Annotated in this window: 9 protein-coding genes; 8 read left to right on the forward strand and 1 reads right to left on the reverse strand. The window is 64.8% G+C overall.

Annotation, left to right across the window (positions count from 1 at the left end; translation table 11 throughout):
* The first annotated feature begins 25 nt into the window (after nucleotides 1–25).
* The 3 genes from murJ (at nucleotide 26) to IFJ82_RS12295 (ending at nucleotide 7,271) form a co-directional block, all read left to right on the forward strand.
* A complete protein-coding gene (gene murJ, locus IFJ82_RS12285; RefSeq protein WP_075632141.1) occupies nucleotides 26–1,600 on the forward strand; it encodes a murein biosynthesis integral membrane protein MurJ in 1,575 nt (524 codons plus the stop codon).
* An 88-nt stretch (nucleotides 1,601–1,688) separates the two neighbouring features.
* The gene (gene mutS / locus IFJ82_RS12290; RefSeq protein ID WP_192266528.1) at nucleotides 1,689–4,313 is read left to right on the forward strand and encodes a DNA mismatch repair protein MutS; all 2,625 of its coding nucleotides are present in this window, start codon (nucleotides 1,689–1,691) and stop codon (nucleotides 4,311–4,313) included.
* Nucleotides 4,314–4,373: 60 nt separating this feature from the next.
* A complete protein-coding gene (locus IFJ82_RS12295) occupies nucleotides 4,374–7,271 on the forward strand; it encodes a [protein-PII] uridylyltransferase (RefSeq protein WP_192264777.1) in 2,898 nt (965 codons plus the stop codon).
* Between the two features lie 23 nt (nucleotides 7,272–7,294).
* Here IFJ82_RS12295 and IFJ82_RS12300 read toward each other — a convergent pair whose 3' ends face one another.
* Nucleotides 7,295–9,238, reverse strand: a complete 1,944-nt coding sequence (locus tag IFJ82_RS12300) for a tetratricopeptide repeat protein (protein WP_192264778.1) — start codon at nucleotides 9,236–9,238, stop codon at nucleotides 7,295–7,297.
* Between the two features lie 90 nt (nucleotides 9,239–9,328).
* Here IFJ82_RS12300 and IFJ82_RS12305 point away from each other — a divergent pair, with 90 nt between their 5' ends.
* The 5 genes from IFJ82_RS12305 to IFJ82_RS12325 all read left to right on the forward strand — a co-directional run bounded on the left by IFJ82_RS12305 (nucleotide 9,329) and on the right by IFJ82_RS12325 (nucleotide 16,269).
* Nucleotides 9,329–10,858, forward strand: coding sequence for a carboxypeptidase M32 (locus IFJ82_RS12305; RefSeq protein WP_192264780.1), 1,530 nt, complete (start codon nucleotides 9,329–9,331; stop codon nucleotides 10,856–10,858).
* A gap of 68 nt (nucleotides 10,859–10,926) precedes the next feature.
* Nucleotides 10,927–12,093, forward strand: a complete 1,167-nt coding sequence (locus IFJ82_RS12310) for an L-dopachrome tautomerase-related protein (protein ID WP_192264782.1) — start codon at nucleotides 10,927–10,929, stop codon at nucleotides 12,091–12,093.
* An 89-nt stretch (nucleotides 12,094–12,182) separates the two neighbouring features.
* A complete protein-coding gene (gene thrC, locus IFJ82_RS12315; protein ID WP_192266530.1) occupies nucleotides 12,183–13,580 on the forward strand; it encodes a threonine synthase in 1,398 nt (465 codons plus the stop codon).
* An 86-nt stretch (nucleotides 13,581–13,666) separates the two neighbouring features.
* Nucleotides 13,667–14,932: a M16 family metallopeptidase gene (locus IFJ82_RS12320; RefSeq protein WP_062809822.1), complete on the forward strand. Its 1,266-nt coding sequence runs from the start codon at nucleotides 13,667–13,669 to the stop codon at nucleotides 14,930–14,932.
* Nucleotides 14,929–16,269 (forward strand): TldD/PmbA family protein, encoded by a 1,341-nt coding sequence (locus tag IFJ82_RS12325; RefSeq protein WP_192264784.1) that lies wholly within the window; start codon nucleotides 14,929–14,931, stop codon nucleotides 16,267–16,269. The genes IFJ82_RS12320 and IFJ82_RS12325 overlap by 4 nt, the downstream gene beginning before the upstream one ends.
* Nucleotides 16,270–16,514 lie beyond the last annotated feature (245 nt).

Raw genomic sequence — 16,514 nt, forward strand, 5'->3', positions numbered from 1 at the left:
CAATGCGGCCACCGACGGGGGACGCGTGCTCAGGGGGTTTCTGACGGTTGGCGGCTGGACCATGCTCAGCCGCGTGCTCGGCCTTGTGCGTGACCAGCTTCTTGCGGCGCTGATGGGGGTCGGGCCGGTTCAGGATGCCTATCAGATCGCCTTCCGCCTGCCCAACATGTTCCGCCGCCTGTTTGGCGAAGGCGCGCTGAACGCTGCTTTCGTGCCCCTTTTCTCCTCCCTTCTGGCACAGGAAGGGACAGGGCCCGCGCGCCGCTTCGCCAACGAAACGTTGAGTGTGCTTATCGCGTGGCTGACGCTGCTGACGGTTGTGGGCGAGATTTTCATGCCCGGCGTGCTGCGGCTGCTTGCACCGGGCTTTGCCCATGACGGGGTGCGTGACACACTGGCCATATCGTTAAGCCGCATCACATTTCCCTACCTCGTGCTGATCTGCGGGGCGGCGCTGGTGTCGGGCGTGCTGAACGGCATGCACCATTTCGGTGTGGCGGCGGCGGCGTATGTCAGCTTCAACGTCGTGGGAATCGCCGCCATATTGCTGCTGCCGCCTTATGTCGGGAGTGTTGCGAACGCCGCCGCATGGGGGGTGACGGCGTCAGGTGTGATCCAGTTCGCGATCCTGCTGTTCGCACTTCACCGCGCGGGCATGACGCTGCACCCGGTCGTGCCGTGCGTCACACCGCGCATCCGACAGCTTCTGGGACGCATGGCCGTGGGCCTGGTGGGCAGTGGCATCACACAGATCAACCTGATGATCGACACCATCATCGCCACATTGCTGCCTGCGGGCAGCGTGTCGCTGATGTATTTCGCCGACCGCGTGAACCAGCTTCCCCTTGGTGTGCTTGGGGCGGCGGCAGGCACGACACTGCTGCCGGTTCTGACGCGCCACCTTGCCCGTGGCGAAATACAGGACGCGCACGCCATCCATAACCGCGCGATCGAATATGCGCTTGTCCTGACGCTGCCTGCGACGCTGGGGCTGATCCTGGTTGCGGAACCTGTGATGATGACGCTGTTCGGTCATGGGTCATTTTCCGCCCATGACGCCATGATGTCGGCACAGTCGCTGCGCGCCTATGCGCTGGGGCTGCCTGCCTTCGTGATGGTCAAGGTGCTTTCTCCCGGATTTTTCGCCCGTGGCGACACCCGCACCCCGGTTATCATCGGGATGGGCACGCTTGCGCTCAACCTCGTGCTGAACCTGGCCTTCATGCATCCGCTGGCCCATGTCGGCCCACCCCTTGCCAGCAGCATCGCCGCCATCGTCAACGTGGTCGTACTGGGGGGTGTCCTGCTGCGTAACGGGGCGATGCTGCTGACGGAAAGCCTGGTGTCACGCCTGTCGCGCATGACCGCATGCACCGCCCTGATGGGGGTGGTGGTGATGTTCCTGTGCCAGTGTACGCCCGCGGGACACATGATGGACATGACCCGCACCGGGCGGACCCTGATGCTGGGCGCGGTGATGATGGTGGCGGGCGCGACCTATGGCATCGGGCTGCACCTGACGGGCATCATGGATGGCGGGCGCATCACATCGGCCGTCCTGCGCAGGATGGGCCTGCGTGCCAGAGCGCGCGCGGACTGACGCCGCGCCGCCTTTCACCCCCCTCTTTCACATCTGTCGGGATTCGGGGTCTGGAAAATCGGGGATGTCCTCTTTACACATCCATGACATGACCATCCCCACCCCCGAAGGCGCCACCCCCGCCATGGCGCAATGGTTCGCCCTGAAGGCGGAGCATCCCGAAGCCCTGCTCTTCTTCAGGATGGGCGATTTTTATGAACTGTTCTTCGCCGATGCCGAGGCGGCGGCGGCGGCGCTCGACATCTCCCTGACGGCGCGCGGCACGCATGCGGGCATGCCCATCGCGATGTGCGGCGTGCCGGTACATGCCGCCCCCGCCTATCTTGCGCGGTTGATCCGCCGGGGATTTCGCGTGTCGGTCGCCGAACAGACAGAGGCCCCACGCAAGGGACGCGCCGCGGCAAAAGGCCCCCTGCGTCGCGAGGTCGTGCGACTGGTGACACCGGGCACCCTGACGGAAGACGAACTGCTGGAGGCGGGACAGCAGAATCTGCTGGCCTGTATCGTGGCGGAACGCGGCACCGGGCGGCTGGGGGTCGCATGGATCGACATTTCCACCGGCCTGTTTGAAACGGCGAACCTGCCAGCGGACGGGTTGCAGGACCTGCTTGGACGCCTTGACCCGGCGGAAATCCTGTGCGCCGACGACATCGCGCTTGGCGATTTCGCCGCCCGCCGCGCGCCCCCTGTCATCCCCGTGAATGCCGCCGCCGCCCGCCGCCGCATGGCCGAGACCTTTGGCGCGGCAAGCCTTGACGCATTCGGCACATTTTCCGATGGCGAAGCGATGGCCGGCGCGACCGCCATCGACTACATCCGCCGCAGCCAGGCAGGGCAACTGCCGCGCCTGTCGCGCCCGCACCCCCATGACAGCAGCGAAGTCCTCGGCCTTGATCCCGCGACACGCGCCAGCCTTGACCTTCTGCGCACCCGCGATGGGGACAACACGCACACCCTGTTCGCTGCGGTCGATCGCACGGTCACGGCGGCGGGAAGCCGGCTGCTGGGGGAATGGATCGCGGCCCCGCTGACGGATGCGCGGCGCATCACGACCCGGCAGGACGCATGGGCATGGCTGCTGGACAAGCCACAGGTGCGCCAGTCCCTGCGCGATGCGCTGCGCCCCGCGCCGGACGTGGCGCGGGCGCTGGGCCGCCTGTCGCTGGGCCGGGGACAGCCGCGCGATGCCGCCGCCATCCGCGCCGCCCTGTCCACGGCGCGCCACGTCGCGCGCATCGTGCGCGAAAGCCCGCAGGCCCCATCGCTTGTCACACGCGCCACGGCACATCTTGACAAGGCGACGGAGCTTGAGGCCCTGCTGGCGCGCGCCCTGTCCGATACCCTGCCCGCACGGCTGGAGGATGGGGGCGTCATCGCCACGGGATATGATGGCGAACTTGATGGCGAACGTGAACTGCGCGATGGCAGCCGCCGGATCATTGCCGCACTTCAGCAGGAATATGCCGACGCCTTTGGCATCTCCAACCTCAAGATCCGTCACCATGCGCAGCTTGGCTATGTGATCGAGGTTCCCTCCGCCGCCTCTGCACGGCTGAAGGACCGCGAGGACCTGATCCTGAGGCAGGGCACGGCAAGCGCCGCGCGGTTTTCAACCGACCGCCTCGTCAGCCTCGACCAACGCATCATCGAGGCCGCGGAACGCGCGGCGGCACGCGAACGCACGCTGTTTGCCGAACTGGTACGCACCATCCTCGACGAACCTGCCCTTCCTGACATCGCCTCCGCCCTTGCGGTGCTGGACATCATACAGTCGTGCGCCGAACTGGCCGGTGGGGGGACATGGTGCCGCGCCGCCATCAGCGATGACACCACGTTCGACCTGACCGACTGCCGCCACCCGGTTGTGGAGGCGGCATTGCCGCGTGATGCGCGCTTCACCCCCAATTCGTGCGACCTGTCGCCCGACCGGCGCGTCATGCTGCTGACGGGCCCGAACATGGCGGGCAAGTCCACCTTCCTGCGGCAGACGGCACTGGCGGTGATCGTGGCGCAGGCGGGACTGCCGGTCTGTGCAAAGGCCGCGCGCATCGGCATCGTGGACCGCCTGTTTTCCCGCGTGGGGGCGGCGGACGACCTTGCGCGCGGGCGGTCCACCTTCATGGTGGAAATGACGGAAACGGCGGCCATCCTCAACCAGGCGGGACCACGATCCATGGTGGTGGTGGACGAAATCGGACGCGGGACGGCAACGCTTGACGGTCTGGCGATCGCGTGGGCCGTGCTCGAAGCCATGCATTCGACGCTGCGGTGCCGGGCCATATTCGCAACCCACTTCCACGAACTGTCCGAACTTGCCGAAAGCCTGCCGCGCCTGTCGCCACACACCATGAGCGTGCGTGAATGGAAGGGCGAGGTGATTTTCCAGCACGAGGTCGTCCCCGGCACCGCCCGGCGCAGTTGGGGCGTGCATGTCGCGCGCCTTGCCGGGGTGCCCGAACCCGTGGTGCGCCGCGCCGGACGGCTGCTGGCGGGGCTGGAGAAGGAACGCCATGCCGCCGCCCCGGCCCTGCCCCTGTTCGAACGGATCGACACGCCGCCCCCGGTTGCGGAGGCCACACCCGCACTGCCGGAAAAAGTGATCGAGATGGTCATCGGCCTCGATCCCGACGAACTGACCCCGCGCGCGGCGCTCGACGCCCTTTACCGGTTAAAAAAACTCCTACATTCCAGTAAGGAACATCTGGACCCGTAACTGCAAAGACCGGCACACTTGTCCGGCCCATTCGCCCCAAAGGACGCCGACCAGACCGCGATGCCGAGCCCTGCCCACGCCGCCTCCACTGTCGAGGACATGACCATTGCCCTGCGCGACGCGCTGGGACTGAACGCACCCTATGCCCCGGAACTCCCGCGGGAGGAGGCGATCAGCCTGTTCCGCAGGCACCTTGCGCGCTTTCAGTCCCATGTGCGCGAGGAATTCGAGGCGCATCGCCTGGGCGGCGCGGACGCGGGCAAGCTGCTGGCCAGCTATACCGATGGCATGATCCGCACGTTGTGCGAATTCGCGACCCACAGCATCCGTGCCGAGTCGCAGGTGGCGGGCGACGTCAGCTTCGCCATTACCGCAACGGGCGGTTACGGGCGTGGGCTGCTGGCGCCGTTCAGTGATATCGACCTGCTGTTCCTGACCCCGGACGAACCGTCGGACGAGGTGCGCGGCGTTGTCGAATACATCCTGTATTTCCTGTGGGATCTTGGGCTGAAGGTCGGGCATGCGACGCGCACGATTGATGAGTGCATCACGGAGGCCGAGGCCGATACCACCGTGCGCACCACCTTACTCGACGCACGGCTTCTGGCGGGGGACGCCACCCTGTTCGCAATGTTCGAGGCACGCTACATCGTCGCCTGCGTCACGGCGGGGGCCGCATGTTTCATCACCGACAAGCGGCGTGAACGGGCCGCCCGCCACCACCGTTTCGGCGACAGCCCCTATCTTGTCGAACCCAATGTCAAGGAAGGGCGCGGCGGCCTGCGTGACCTGCAGACGCTGTACTGGATGTGCCGCTATACTTTCGGCACGCGCCATGTCTCCGACCTGCTGGCCCCCGGTTTCAGCGCACTCGGCCTGCTGACGGAACAAGAGGCCAAGCGCGCCCGCCGGTCATGGGATTTCCTGTGGCGCGTGCGCTTTCACCTGCACTATGTCTCCGGCCGGGCGGAAGAACGCCTGACCTTTGACGTGCAACCGGTGGTCGGCGGGCGCATGGGTTATACCCGTCATGGCCGACAGGTGGGGGTGGAGCGTTTCATGCGCCACTACTTCCTGACGGTGCGCGAGGTCATGCGCCTGACGCTTGTGCTTGAACCTGCCGTCCTGCGCCAGGCGCTTGGCCCCATCGCCAATGCACCACAGGCCGATACGCAGATGCGTGATGCCGGGTTTACCGTGATGGACGGACGCATCCTGCCTGAACGCGGCACATCGTTCGAACATGAACCAATCCAGATGATGCGCCTGCTGGCATGGGCGAAAAAGCGCAAGCTGCCGATCCATCCCCTGGCGATGCAGCAGATGATCCGCTGGGAACGCCATGCCGCCACCCTGCGTGGCAATGCGGAGGCGTCTTCCATCTTCCTCGACCTGATGTGCGGCACCCCGCCAGAGCGCGCCCGCCATGGCGCCGCCGGCACCCCGCCTGCGGCTGTACAGGGCGATGACGCCCCCAGTTTTCACCAGATGGACGAGGGACGGCGCAAGGGGAATGCCTACTGGCTGCATATCCTCAACGAAACTGGCCTGATGGGGCGGCTGCTGCCCGACTGGTCGCGGGTCGTGGGGCAGATGCAGTTCGACACCTATCATGTCTTTACCGTGGATGAGCACATCATCGACGCGCTGCGTATCCTGGAGCGCGTGGAACACGGGTCGATGGCGGACGAAATCCCGCTGGCCTATGAACTGGCGCGCAACCTGCATTCGCGCCGGGCGCTGTATGTCGCGGTCCTGCTGCATGACATCGCAAAGGGACGGGGCGGGGACCATTCGGAAATCGGATCGGAAATCGCGCTGCATGTCTGCCCCGAACTGGGCATGGACAGCGAAGAGACGGAGACCGTGTCGTGGCTGGTGCTGCATCACCTGCTGCTCAGCCATACGGCGTTCCAGCGCGACATTGACGATCCCAAGACGATCCTCGACCTTGCCGACATCATCCAGTCGCCCGAACGCCTGCGCCTTTTGCTGCTGCTGACGATCGTGGACATGCGCGCGGTCGGGCCGCGTGTATGGAACGCGTGGAAGGCGACGCTGCTGAATGAACTTTACATGCGCGTGGCCGAAGTCCTTGAAGGGAGCATGGCCACGACGGAACGCGATGTCCGCGTCGCCCGCGCCAAGGCCGCAACGGCGCAGTGGCTGGCCGAAGATGGCCTGCCCGAAGGGGAGATCGCCCATTTCATGGGGCTGGGTTACGGCAGTTACTGGCTGTCATTCGACCGTGACACCCATCGCCGCCATATCCGCCTGATTACCGAATCCGAGGCCAGGCATTCCCCGCTGACGGTTGAATCCCAACCGATTCCGGCGCGTGGCGTGACCGAGGTGACGATTTATGCCGCCGACCATCCGGGCCTGTTTTCACGCATCGCCGGGGCTGTCGCCATTGCGGGCGCATCCATTGTCGATGCGCGCATCCATACGATGACCAACGGCATGGCGCTCGATACATTATGGGTTCAGGACGCCGATGGCGCGGCCTTTGAGGAACCGCAGCAGTTGGCGCGCCTGTCGATGCTGGTGGAGCAGGCCCTGTCAGGACAGCTCAATATCAGCAAGGAAATCGCAAGCTGCGGGCGGCGCGGCAGCGGGCGGCGCATGCGCGCCATCCATGTGCCGCCGCGCGTCGTGATCGACAACCGCGCGTCCAATGCCTGCACGGTGGTCGAAATCAACGGGCGCGACCGGCCCGGCCTGCTGCATGACATTACGGCAACCATCAGCGACCAGAAGCTGCAGATCGCGTCGGCCCATATCACGACCTATGGCGTGCGGGCGGTTGACGTGTTTTATGTCAAGGACCTGTTCGGCCTGAAGATCACGGACAAGGCGCGTCTGGAGACCATTCGCCAGACCCTGTTGGCCGGACTGCAAAAGGCAGAGGCCAACGCCACCCGCCTGACCTCCGCCCTGGATACCGTCACGATCTGACGGAAGGTCAGGGAACCTCACGATCAGTCCAGACAGCCCCTGACATCCCGCCGCGCCGCGCGCCAGTCATGCAGCGCATCGCGCACCTGTTCGATGACCCCGTCCCACGCATGGGGCGGCGGTAGCGCATGTGCGGGACGAAACTGCCGAAGGTGCGGATACCAGCAGCTTCCGTGCGGCCGTGACGATGCGTCACCATCCCCCCCACCAAGGGCGGCGGACCAGCGCCAGTCCCCCCCATGACGGTTAAGCAGCCAGACCGGGCGCCCCATCGCCCCGGCAAGGTGCGCCACCATCGTATCCACGCAGATCACCAGATCCAGCGTGGCGATCACCCACGCCGTATCCATCACATCGCCCAGTGACGGCACCTCCATCGGGAATGGCAGGTCGGCATCCCCTGCCCCCTGCTGAAGGCTGACGAACGTCACGTCCCGCACCCCCGCCAGCATCGCCATCCGCTGCGCCCCGACGGAACGGAGCCGGTCGAAACGGTACTGCGCATTCCCTGCCCAGCACAGGCCAACCCGTATCCCCCCCATCGCGCGAGGCATGGCCACCGGGCCGACATATGCCCCCATCGGACGCGGAAGCGCATCCAGCCCCAACAGGTACGGCAGGCTGAACAGGTCGCATCGCGCCACGACACCGCGTGGATATTCATCATTTGGCGCGATAATTTCCATGCGCCGCGCAACAGAAGCCCCTGTCCTGTCACGCAGGCTGGCCGCCAGCCGATGCAGCGCGGGGGGCAGCACCAGCACCACACGCCGCCGCCGCGCCAGCATGGGGACATACCGCAGGAACTGGATCGTATCGCCCATTCCCTGCATGGCATGGACAACGATCCTGTCCCCTGTTGTCCCCGCGCCATCAGCCAGCATCGCGCGCGTGCAGCGGGGCAGGACGGGATAATGCGTCGTATCGGCGGGCAGGAGCGCATGCCGCGCCTCCCACAATGCCCAGCCTTCGGCCATCCGCCCCTGCCCCAGCATGAGTGTGCCAAGGTTGAAGCGCGCCTGTGCCCGGGTCTGCGCATCGGCGTGCTTATCTGCCATCACCGCACGGCACAGGGCGGCGGCGGGGGCGTCTTCCCCCTGCTCCGCCAGGACGGTGGCAAGGTTGGCGGCAATCCGGCCGTCGTCACGACGCAGGTCATGCGCCTGTTCCAGCGCGCGACGCGCCCGCGCAACGTCGCCTAGCGCCATGAAGGTCAGGCCCAGATTGTTCCATACATCCGCATGGGGCAGGACCTGCACACATTGCCGCAGCCATGGCAGGGCGGCCGCGAACTCGCGCTGCGCGAACAGGACCGCGCCAAGGTTGCCCGCCGCCATCGCGTCATCGGGCAGATGTTGCAACCATGCCTCCAGACTGGCCCGTGCTTCTGGCAGGTGGCCGCAGCCCAGCAGCATTTCCACCAGTTCGTGAAAAAGCTGCCTGTCCCCCTCCGGGGCAAGGCAAAAGGCCTTGCGCATCCAGGACAGCGCATCGGCACGACGGTTCCGACGCCACAAGAAGCGCGCCATGTCCGCCCGGGGCCGCCATGCGTCAACGCCACCACAGGCGATGGCCTGCGCATATGCCGTCTCCGCCGTGGTGAAATCGTGAGATTCCTCGGCAATGCGGGCCTGCGCCGCGCGCGCCACAGGATCGCGCGGGGATTTCAGGATGGCGACATTTACCGCCGCGCGGGCCTGCACCACATGCCCACGCGCCATCAATGCCTGCGCCAGTGTCACATAATAATGGGACGCTCCCTCGATCTCGATCGCGCGCCCGGCCAACCCGATGGCAAGGTCGTCACGCCCGCAGGCACGCACGACACAGGCCATCCCGTGCAACGCACCGGCATGGCTGCCATCGCGGCGCAGGATCTGGCGGAAATGCCCGCCTGCCGCCGCCGCCTGCCCCTGCGCCAGCAGGCGCAGCCCCTGTTCGATTACGTCGCCTGCCTTTTCCGGCATGGGTGGCACCGTCCCTGCTTGCGTGTTGCGCCCAAGGCCGCCACGCTAGGGCGCAATTGATAACGACTCCTTTACGCCGGGAATTCCTCCATGCACGACCCCGTGGCCGACACGCCCACACCTGCCGCACATGATGCATATGACACGCTGGTCCGCCGCTTTGCGCGGATGGGACATATCGCCAATGCGCTGGGCATCCTCGGGTGGGACAAGGACACGATGATGCCATCGGGCGCCGCCGACAGCCGGGCCGAAAGCATCGCGACACTATCGGTCCTGCATCATGGCATCATGACCACCCCGGACATGGCGGACCTGCTGGCGGCGGCGCCAGAACCGGGGGATGCGTGGCAGGCGGCGAACCTGCAGGAGATGCGCAGGCTGCACGCCCACGCCATGGCCGTGCCCCCGGACCTGGTGGAGGCCGCGTCCCGCGCGGCATCCCGGTGCGAGATGGCGTGGCGCACGGCACGCCGCGACAGCGATTTCGCCAGCCTTCTGCCCTATCTGGAGGACGTATTGGCGCGCACGCGCGAAATCGCCCATGCCAAGGCAGAGGCCCTTGGGCTTTCGCCCTATGACGCGCTGCTGGACCAATATGACCCCGGCACACGGCAGGCGGATATCGATCCTGTGTTCCGCCGCCTGTCCACACAGCTTCCGGCCCTGATCGCCGATGCGCTTGACCATCAGCGCGCGCACCCCGCGCCGGCCCTGCCGCGCGGGCCATTCGCAACCGCAGCGCAGGCCGCACTGGGGCAGGAGATCATGCGGACCGTGGGGTTCGACATGGCACGCGGGCGGCTGGATGTCAGCCTGCATCCCTTCTGCGGCGGGGCGGAAGACGACGTGCGCATCACCACACGTTACGAGGAAGGCGATTTCCTCAATGCCCTGATGGGCGTCGTACATGAAAGCGGTCACGCGCTGTATGAACAGGGCCTGCCACGTGCATGGCATTCACAACCCGTCGGCGCGGCACGCGGGATGAGCCTGCATGAAAGCCAGTCGCTGCTGATGGAAATGCAGGTCTGCCGCTCGGCCGAGTTCATGACATGGGCAGCCCCCGTCATTGCAACCGCGCTTGGCGGGGACATACAGTCGCCCGAATGGTCCGCAGATACGCTGCACCGGCAGGTTACGCGCGTGCGTCCGGGGTTCATCCGCGTGGATGCGGACGAGGTCACCTATCCCGCCCATATCCTTGTGCGTTATGAGATGGAAACCGCACTCATCAACGGGCAGATGACGCTGCGTGACCTTCCGGGGGCCTTTAACGCACGTCTTTACGACCTGTTGGGCCTGCGCGTGACCGAAGACCGGCTGGGCTGCCTGCAGGACATCCACTGGCCATCGGGATCGTGGGGATATTTCCCCACCTACACGCTTGGCGCGATGATCGCCGCCCAATTGCGCGAGGCGGCACAGAAGGCGTGCCCGACATTGATGGAAGATATCGCGCGGGGTGATTTCTCCACGCTGCTGACATGGCTGCGCACCCATGTCCATCATCGCGCCAGCAGTGCCGCGATGCGCGACATCGTGCGCGACGCCACGGGGGCGCCGCCGGGGCCTGATGCGTATCTGCGGCATCTTCGGCACCGGTATTGCGGGCAATAGGCGCGCGGATACCCGCCATCCCCCACGGCCCCTTGCCTTCGTGGGCGGTTCATGGCGACATGCGGACAATGTCCAGTCACGATTCCGCCCCGTCCCGCCCGCATCGCACCCGCCATGCGGGTGTCGCCTGCGCCCTTGTCGGGGCGCTGGCCCTGATGAACGCCCCGTTTGACGCACGCCAGGCGCATGCGGCCAAACCTGCGCCGCCGCTGAACCCGTCCGCACCGATGGATGATGTCGCGACCTCCGCCACCGCAACGTGGGACCGGGTCGTCGTCCTGCCCGATGGCCGGTTCATCGCACAGGCCCCGGCATGGACCGGGATAAAGCAGGGCGGCCTTGTCATCTTCGCCCCCGGACAACACCCCGTCCCCTATCCCGACGCGGCATCGAACGACCCCGCCACACCGGCGGCGCAACGCCTGATTGCCCCTGCGGACCTTCAGTTACAGGCGGACGGGACGTTATGGGTACTCGATAGCGGGATCGCCGCCGACGGGACGCGCGCGCAGCCCAAGGTCATGCGCATCGACACCCGCACGGCGCAGGTTACGGCGACATGGGATGTGGACGCGGCCAGCCTGCGCCCGGACAGCCACCTGTCCACGATGCGGGTGGGCAATGGCCATGCCTATATCGGGGATGAAGGGGTGCCCGCACTGATCGTGGCCGACCTTGATGGCCATGGGCAGCGTCGGCTGATGGAACATAACCCCGCCCTGACGGCGGGACGGCCGATCCTCGGCCCCGACGCGCGTGTGATGAAGAACGCATCCGGCCATACCGCCATCATCAATATCAGCCAGATGGCCATCAGCCCGGATGGGAAATGGCTGTATTTCGAACCGCTCAGCGGCCCGATCTACAAGCTGGGCACGGATGTGCTGATTGATCCGAAGGTCACGCCCATCGAATTGGAAGACAGCCCCACCCTGTGGTACAAATCCCCCCCCTATGGCGGGATCGCCGTGGGTGCGGACGGGACACTGTATCTGAATGATGTCTCCACCAGCAGCATCTTCCGCCTGACGCCCAAGCGTATCTATCAACGCATCGTGACCGACCCGCGCCTGCACTGGCCCGCAGGATCGTATGTCACGCCCGACGGGATGATGTATGTCCCTGCGGCGCAGCTTGACCGCACACCCGCACTGAATGGCGGGCAGATGCAGGTGTCATGGCCGGTCCATGTCTATCGCATCAATGTCGCGGCCCTGCCCGAGGCGAAATTCTGACACACCTTTCCCAAAATCGTTCAGGATAGGATCATCGAGTCCCACTGCGCCCCTTCGCGCGGTGGGGAGATGGCATTATGATCGGACCCATGCGCTATATTTCTACCCGGGGACAAGCCCCTGTCCGCGATTTCTCGTCCGTGCTCCTGGCTGGTCTGGCCGAAGACGGTGGACTTTACCTGCCGGAAAGCTGGCCGGAATTCTCCCCCCGGCAATGGCGGGACCTGCGTGGCCTGCCCTACCCCGAACTTGCCGCGCGCGTGATGGCGCCATTCACCGCCGGGTCGATCCCGCCGGACGTGCTGGGGCAACTGTGCCGCGATGCCTATGCCCATTTCGACCATGCCGCCATCGTGCCGTTGACGCAGGTGGAAGACGGGCTGTTCGTGCAGGAACTGTTCCATGGCCCGACGCTGGCGTTCAAGGACATGGCGATGCAGTTGCTGGGCCGCCTGTTCGACCATGTCCTGACGCAGCGCAATGAACATGTGACGATCGTGGGGGCCACGTCGGGCGATACAGGGTCTGCCGCGATTGCGGCATGTCGCGGGCGCGAACGCCTGCGTGTGGTGATCCTGCACCCCGAAGGGCGCACATCCGACGTGCAGCGCCGCCAGATGACAACGGTGCTGGAGCCCAACGTCACCAACCTTGCGGTACAGGGCACGTTTGACGATTGCCAGGACATGGTCAAGGCGATGTTCGCCGACACCACGTTCCGCACCGACATGCACCTGTCGGCGGTCAATTCCATCAACTGGGCACGAATCGCCGCCCAGGTGCCCTATTACGTCTATTCCGCGCTTGCACTTGGCGCACCGGACCGGGAGGTGGCGTTCGCCGTGCCCACCGGCAATTTCGGCAACGTGCTGGCCGCGTGGGTCGCGCGCCAGATGGGCCTTCCCATCCGCGCGCTGTGTGTGGGCTCGAACCGCAACGACATCCTGTCGCGCTTCCTCAACGAAAACGACATGTCCATCCATGGCGTGGTACCCAGCCTGTCACCGTCGATGGATATCCAGGTCTCGTCGAATTTCGAACGCCTCCTGTTCGAACTGCTCGACCGCGACGCCAGCACATGCGCGCGCATCGTGACGGAATTCCGCAAGACCGGGCGCATGCATGTGCCCACGCCGGTATGGGACAAGGCCAATGCGCTGTTCCATGGCATGGCGCTTGATGACGATGCGACGGTGGCCGAAATCCGCCGCCTGTATGCGCAAAGCCAGTATATGGCCGACCCGCACACCGCCATCGGCATTGCCGCCGGACGCGCCTTTCGCGAACCGGGAATCCCCATGGTGGCGATGGCGACCGCCCATCCCGCCAAATTCCCCGACGCAATGGAAAAGGCGATCGGCATCCGCCCGGCCCTGCCGGATGCGTTGGCGGACCTGTTCGACCGGCCGGAGCGTTACGAGGTGGTGCCTGCGGACCTTGTAACCATTGAGGACAAGGTCCGCGCCGCAGTCCTGAAAAATAGCTGACGCGGCTGGCGCCTCCTGCCTCTTCCCTGATTTCTCAAACTATGGCCCTGCCGCTCAGTGATCCCGGCCGGGCCTTCAGGATCCGAATGACTGACCTCATCAATGTTACCCGCCTGCCTTCCGGGCTGACCGTTGTCACCGAACGGATGGAGCGTGTTGAAACCGCCTCCTTCGGGGCGTATGTCGCCGCTGGCACCTGTCACGAGGACGCGCGCGAGAACGGGGTGTCCCACTTCCTCGAACATATGGCGTTCAAAGGCACGGCGACACGCACGGCGGCAGGCATCGCGGAAGAGATCGAGAATGTCGGCGGCCATATCAACGCCTATACCGCGCGCGAACACACCGCCTATTACGTCAAGCTGCTGAAGGAAGACCTGCCGCTTGGTGTGGACATCATCGGCGACATCCTGACACACAGCAGCTTTGCCCCTGACGAACTGGAACGCGAACGTGGCGTGATCTTGCAGGAAATCGGGCAGGCCAACGACACGCCCGATGACATCGTGTTCGACCATTTCCAGGAAACCGCCTTCCCCAACCAGCCCATGGGCCGTCCCACGCTGGGCACCGAAGGCGGCATTCGCGAAATGACGCGCGAAACGCTGATGACCTATATGCGCACGCACTATACCGCACGCAACACCATCATCGCGGCGGCGGGCAACCTGCATCACGATGCCGTTGTGGAAATGGTGGAAAAGCATTTCCGCGACCTGCCGCAGACAGACATCCCGCCATGTCCGGGCGTGACCTATGTCGGTGGCGAATTCGCACAGCGGCGTGAACTGGACCAGGCACATATCGTGCTCGGCTTTCCCTCTGTCGGCTATGGCGATCCGGATTATTACCCGACCCTGCTGCTGTCCACGCTGCTTGGTGGGGGCATGTCATCGCGCCTGTTCCAGGAAATCCGTGAAAAGCGTGGCCTGGTCTATTCGGTCTATTCCTTCAACGCCCCCTTCCGTCAGGGTGGGCTGTTCGGGATTTACGCAGGCACCGGCGAATCCCAGGTGGCGGACCTGATTCCCGTCACGCTGGAGGAACTGCGCAAGGTACAGGGACAGGTCGCGCAGAACGAACTTGACCGTGCCCGCGCGCAACTGAAATCATCATTGCTGATGTCACTGGAAAGCACCGGCAGCCGCTGCGAACAGCTTGCACGGCAGTTGCAGATCTTTGACCGTCTGGTGCCGATCCATGAAACGGTGCAGCGTATCGACGCCGTCACCATCGCCGATGTCCAGCGCGTGGCGGCCCGGGTCTTTCACGGTACGCCCACGCTGACATCACTTGGCCCGGTCAGGCACATGCCCCCTGTCGCCACTGTTGCGGAGATCCTTGCACGATGACACCGGAACCGCTTGACCTGATTGCAACCCTGCTTGACACGGCGCGCGCCGCTGGCGCCGATGCGGCCGACGCGGTTTACATGACCCGGATCGCCCACGGGGCGCAGGTGCGTAACGGCAAGGCGGAAGACCTTGAACGCTCCGAGACATGTGACCTCGGCCTGCGCGTATTCGTAGGGCAGCGATCGGCCATCGTGTCGGCCACCAGCCTTGATCCCGCCCGTTTCGACCCCCTGGTGGCACAGGCGCTGGCGATGGCACGCGTCGTGCCGGAAGATCGCTTTGCCGGGTTGTGCGACCAGGCGGTGCATGGCCATGTCGATGCGGCGGGCCTTGACCTTCTGGACATGACGGAACCACCCACCACCGCCCTGATCGAACGCGCCCGCACGGCCGAGGCCGCAGCCCTTGCCATTACGGGTGTCAGCAACACCAACGGCGCCTCCGCCAGCGCGGGCCGTATGGACATCGTCATGATGACCTCGGCCGGGTTTTCGGGCGGATACTCACGCAGCAGCCATTCCATCTCCGCCAGTGTGGTGGCGGGACAGGGAACGGGGATGCAGCGTGATTATGACTATCATTCGGCGGTACACCTGTCGGACCTTGAGGATGCGGCCACAATCGGGCGGCATGCGGGTGAACGCGCGGTCGCCCGCCTCAACCCCGTACGACCGCGCACCGGGCGGATGCCCATCGTGCTGGACCCGCGCATCTCCACCAGCCTGCTGGGCCATCTGTCGGGCGCGGTGAATGGTATCGCCATCGCGCGCGGCACTTCGTTCCTGAAGGACCGGATGGGACAGCAGATCATGGGGACAGACATCACCATTATCGACGATCCCCTGCGTATCCGGGGGCTGGGCGCACATCCGTTCGACGGAGAAGGCGTCAGGACAAAGCCCCTGACGATCGTCGAAAATGGTGTCTTGCAGACATGGGCACTTGACGCCCGCAGTGCGCGGCAACTGGGGCTGACCTCCAACGGCTGTGCGGGCCGGGGGGCATCCTCACCGCCTTCCCCCTCGCTGGGGAACATGCATATACAGCCCGGACGGGTCACGCCACATGATCTGATGGCGGACATCGGCGAAGGTATCTACATCACCGAACTGATGGGTTCTGCCATCAATGGCATTACCGGTGATTACAGCCGTGGGGCCTCGGGCTTCATGATCCGCAACGGGCAACTTGCTGAACCTGTGGCGGAACTGACGGTTGCGGGCAACCTTGTGGACATGTTTGCCCGCATGCAGGTTGCCAATGACCTTGATTTCCGCCGCACCACCAATGCGCCAACCGTGCGGATTGATGACATGATGATTGCAGGGGCATGAATTCGACGACAGGCGCCACGGCATAAAACTGTTTGAAACACCCTGTTGATAAAAGACTGAAATTATAAAGGTTTTTGGTGAAGCTTTTTCTAAAAAGCTTCGAAAGACGCCGCCTTTTTCGATCGAAAGGCAGCACCCAAAAACTTTTCTTATTTTTTATCAATGAGTTGTTTTCAAACACTCTCATAAGACATCGCAAAGGTTTTCGGGCGTTGCCTTTTACCCGGCAGGACAGCGTCTTGTCG

Origin of the sequence: Novacetimonas hansenii, from assembly GCF_014843995.1 — a bacterium.
In the GTDB taxonomy this organism is placed as follows: Bacteria; Pseudomonadota; Alphaproteobacteria; order Acetobacterales; family Acetobacteraceae; genus Novacetimonas; species Novacetimonas hansenii.

Coding starts and splice junctions, on each gene's coding strand:
- IFJ82_RS12325 (WP_192264784.1), top strand. CDS start 14,929: ATGACACCGGAACCGCTTGACCTGATTGCAACCCTGCTTGACACGGCG.
- mutS (WP_192266528.1), top strand. CDS start 1,689: ATGACCATCCCCACCCCCGAAGGCGCCACCCCCGCCATGGCGCAATGG.
- IFJ82_RS12320 (WP_062809822.1), top strand. CDS start 13,667: ATGACTGACCTCATCAATGTTACCCGCCTGCCTTCCGGGCTGACCGTT.
- IFJ82_RS12295 (WP_192264777.1), top strand. CDS start 4,374: ATGCCGAGCCCTGCCCACGCCGCCTCCACTGTCGAGGACATGACCATT.
- IFJ82_RS12310 (WP_192264782.1), top strand. CDS start 10,927: ATGTCCAGTCACGATTCCGCCCCGTCCCGCCCGCATCGCACCCGCCAT.
- IFJ82_RS12305 (WP_192264780.1), top strand. CDS start 9,329: ATGCACGACCCCGTGGCCGACACGCCCACACCTGCCGCACATGATGCA.
- thrC (WP_192266530.1), top strand. CDS start 12,183: ATGCGCTATATTTCTACCCGGGGACAAGCCCCTGTCCGCGATTTCTCG.
- IFJ82_RS12300 (WP_192264778.1), bottom strand. CDS start 9,238: ATGCCGGAAAAGGCAGGCGACGTAATCGAACAGGGGCTGCGCCTGCTG.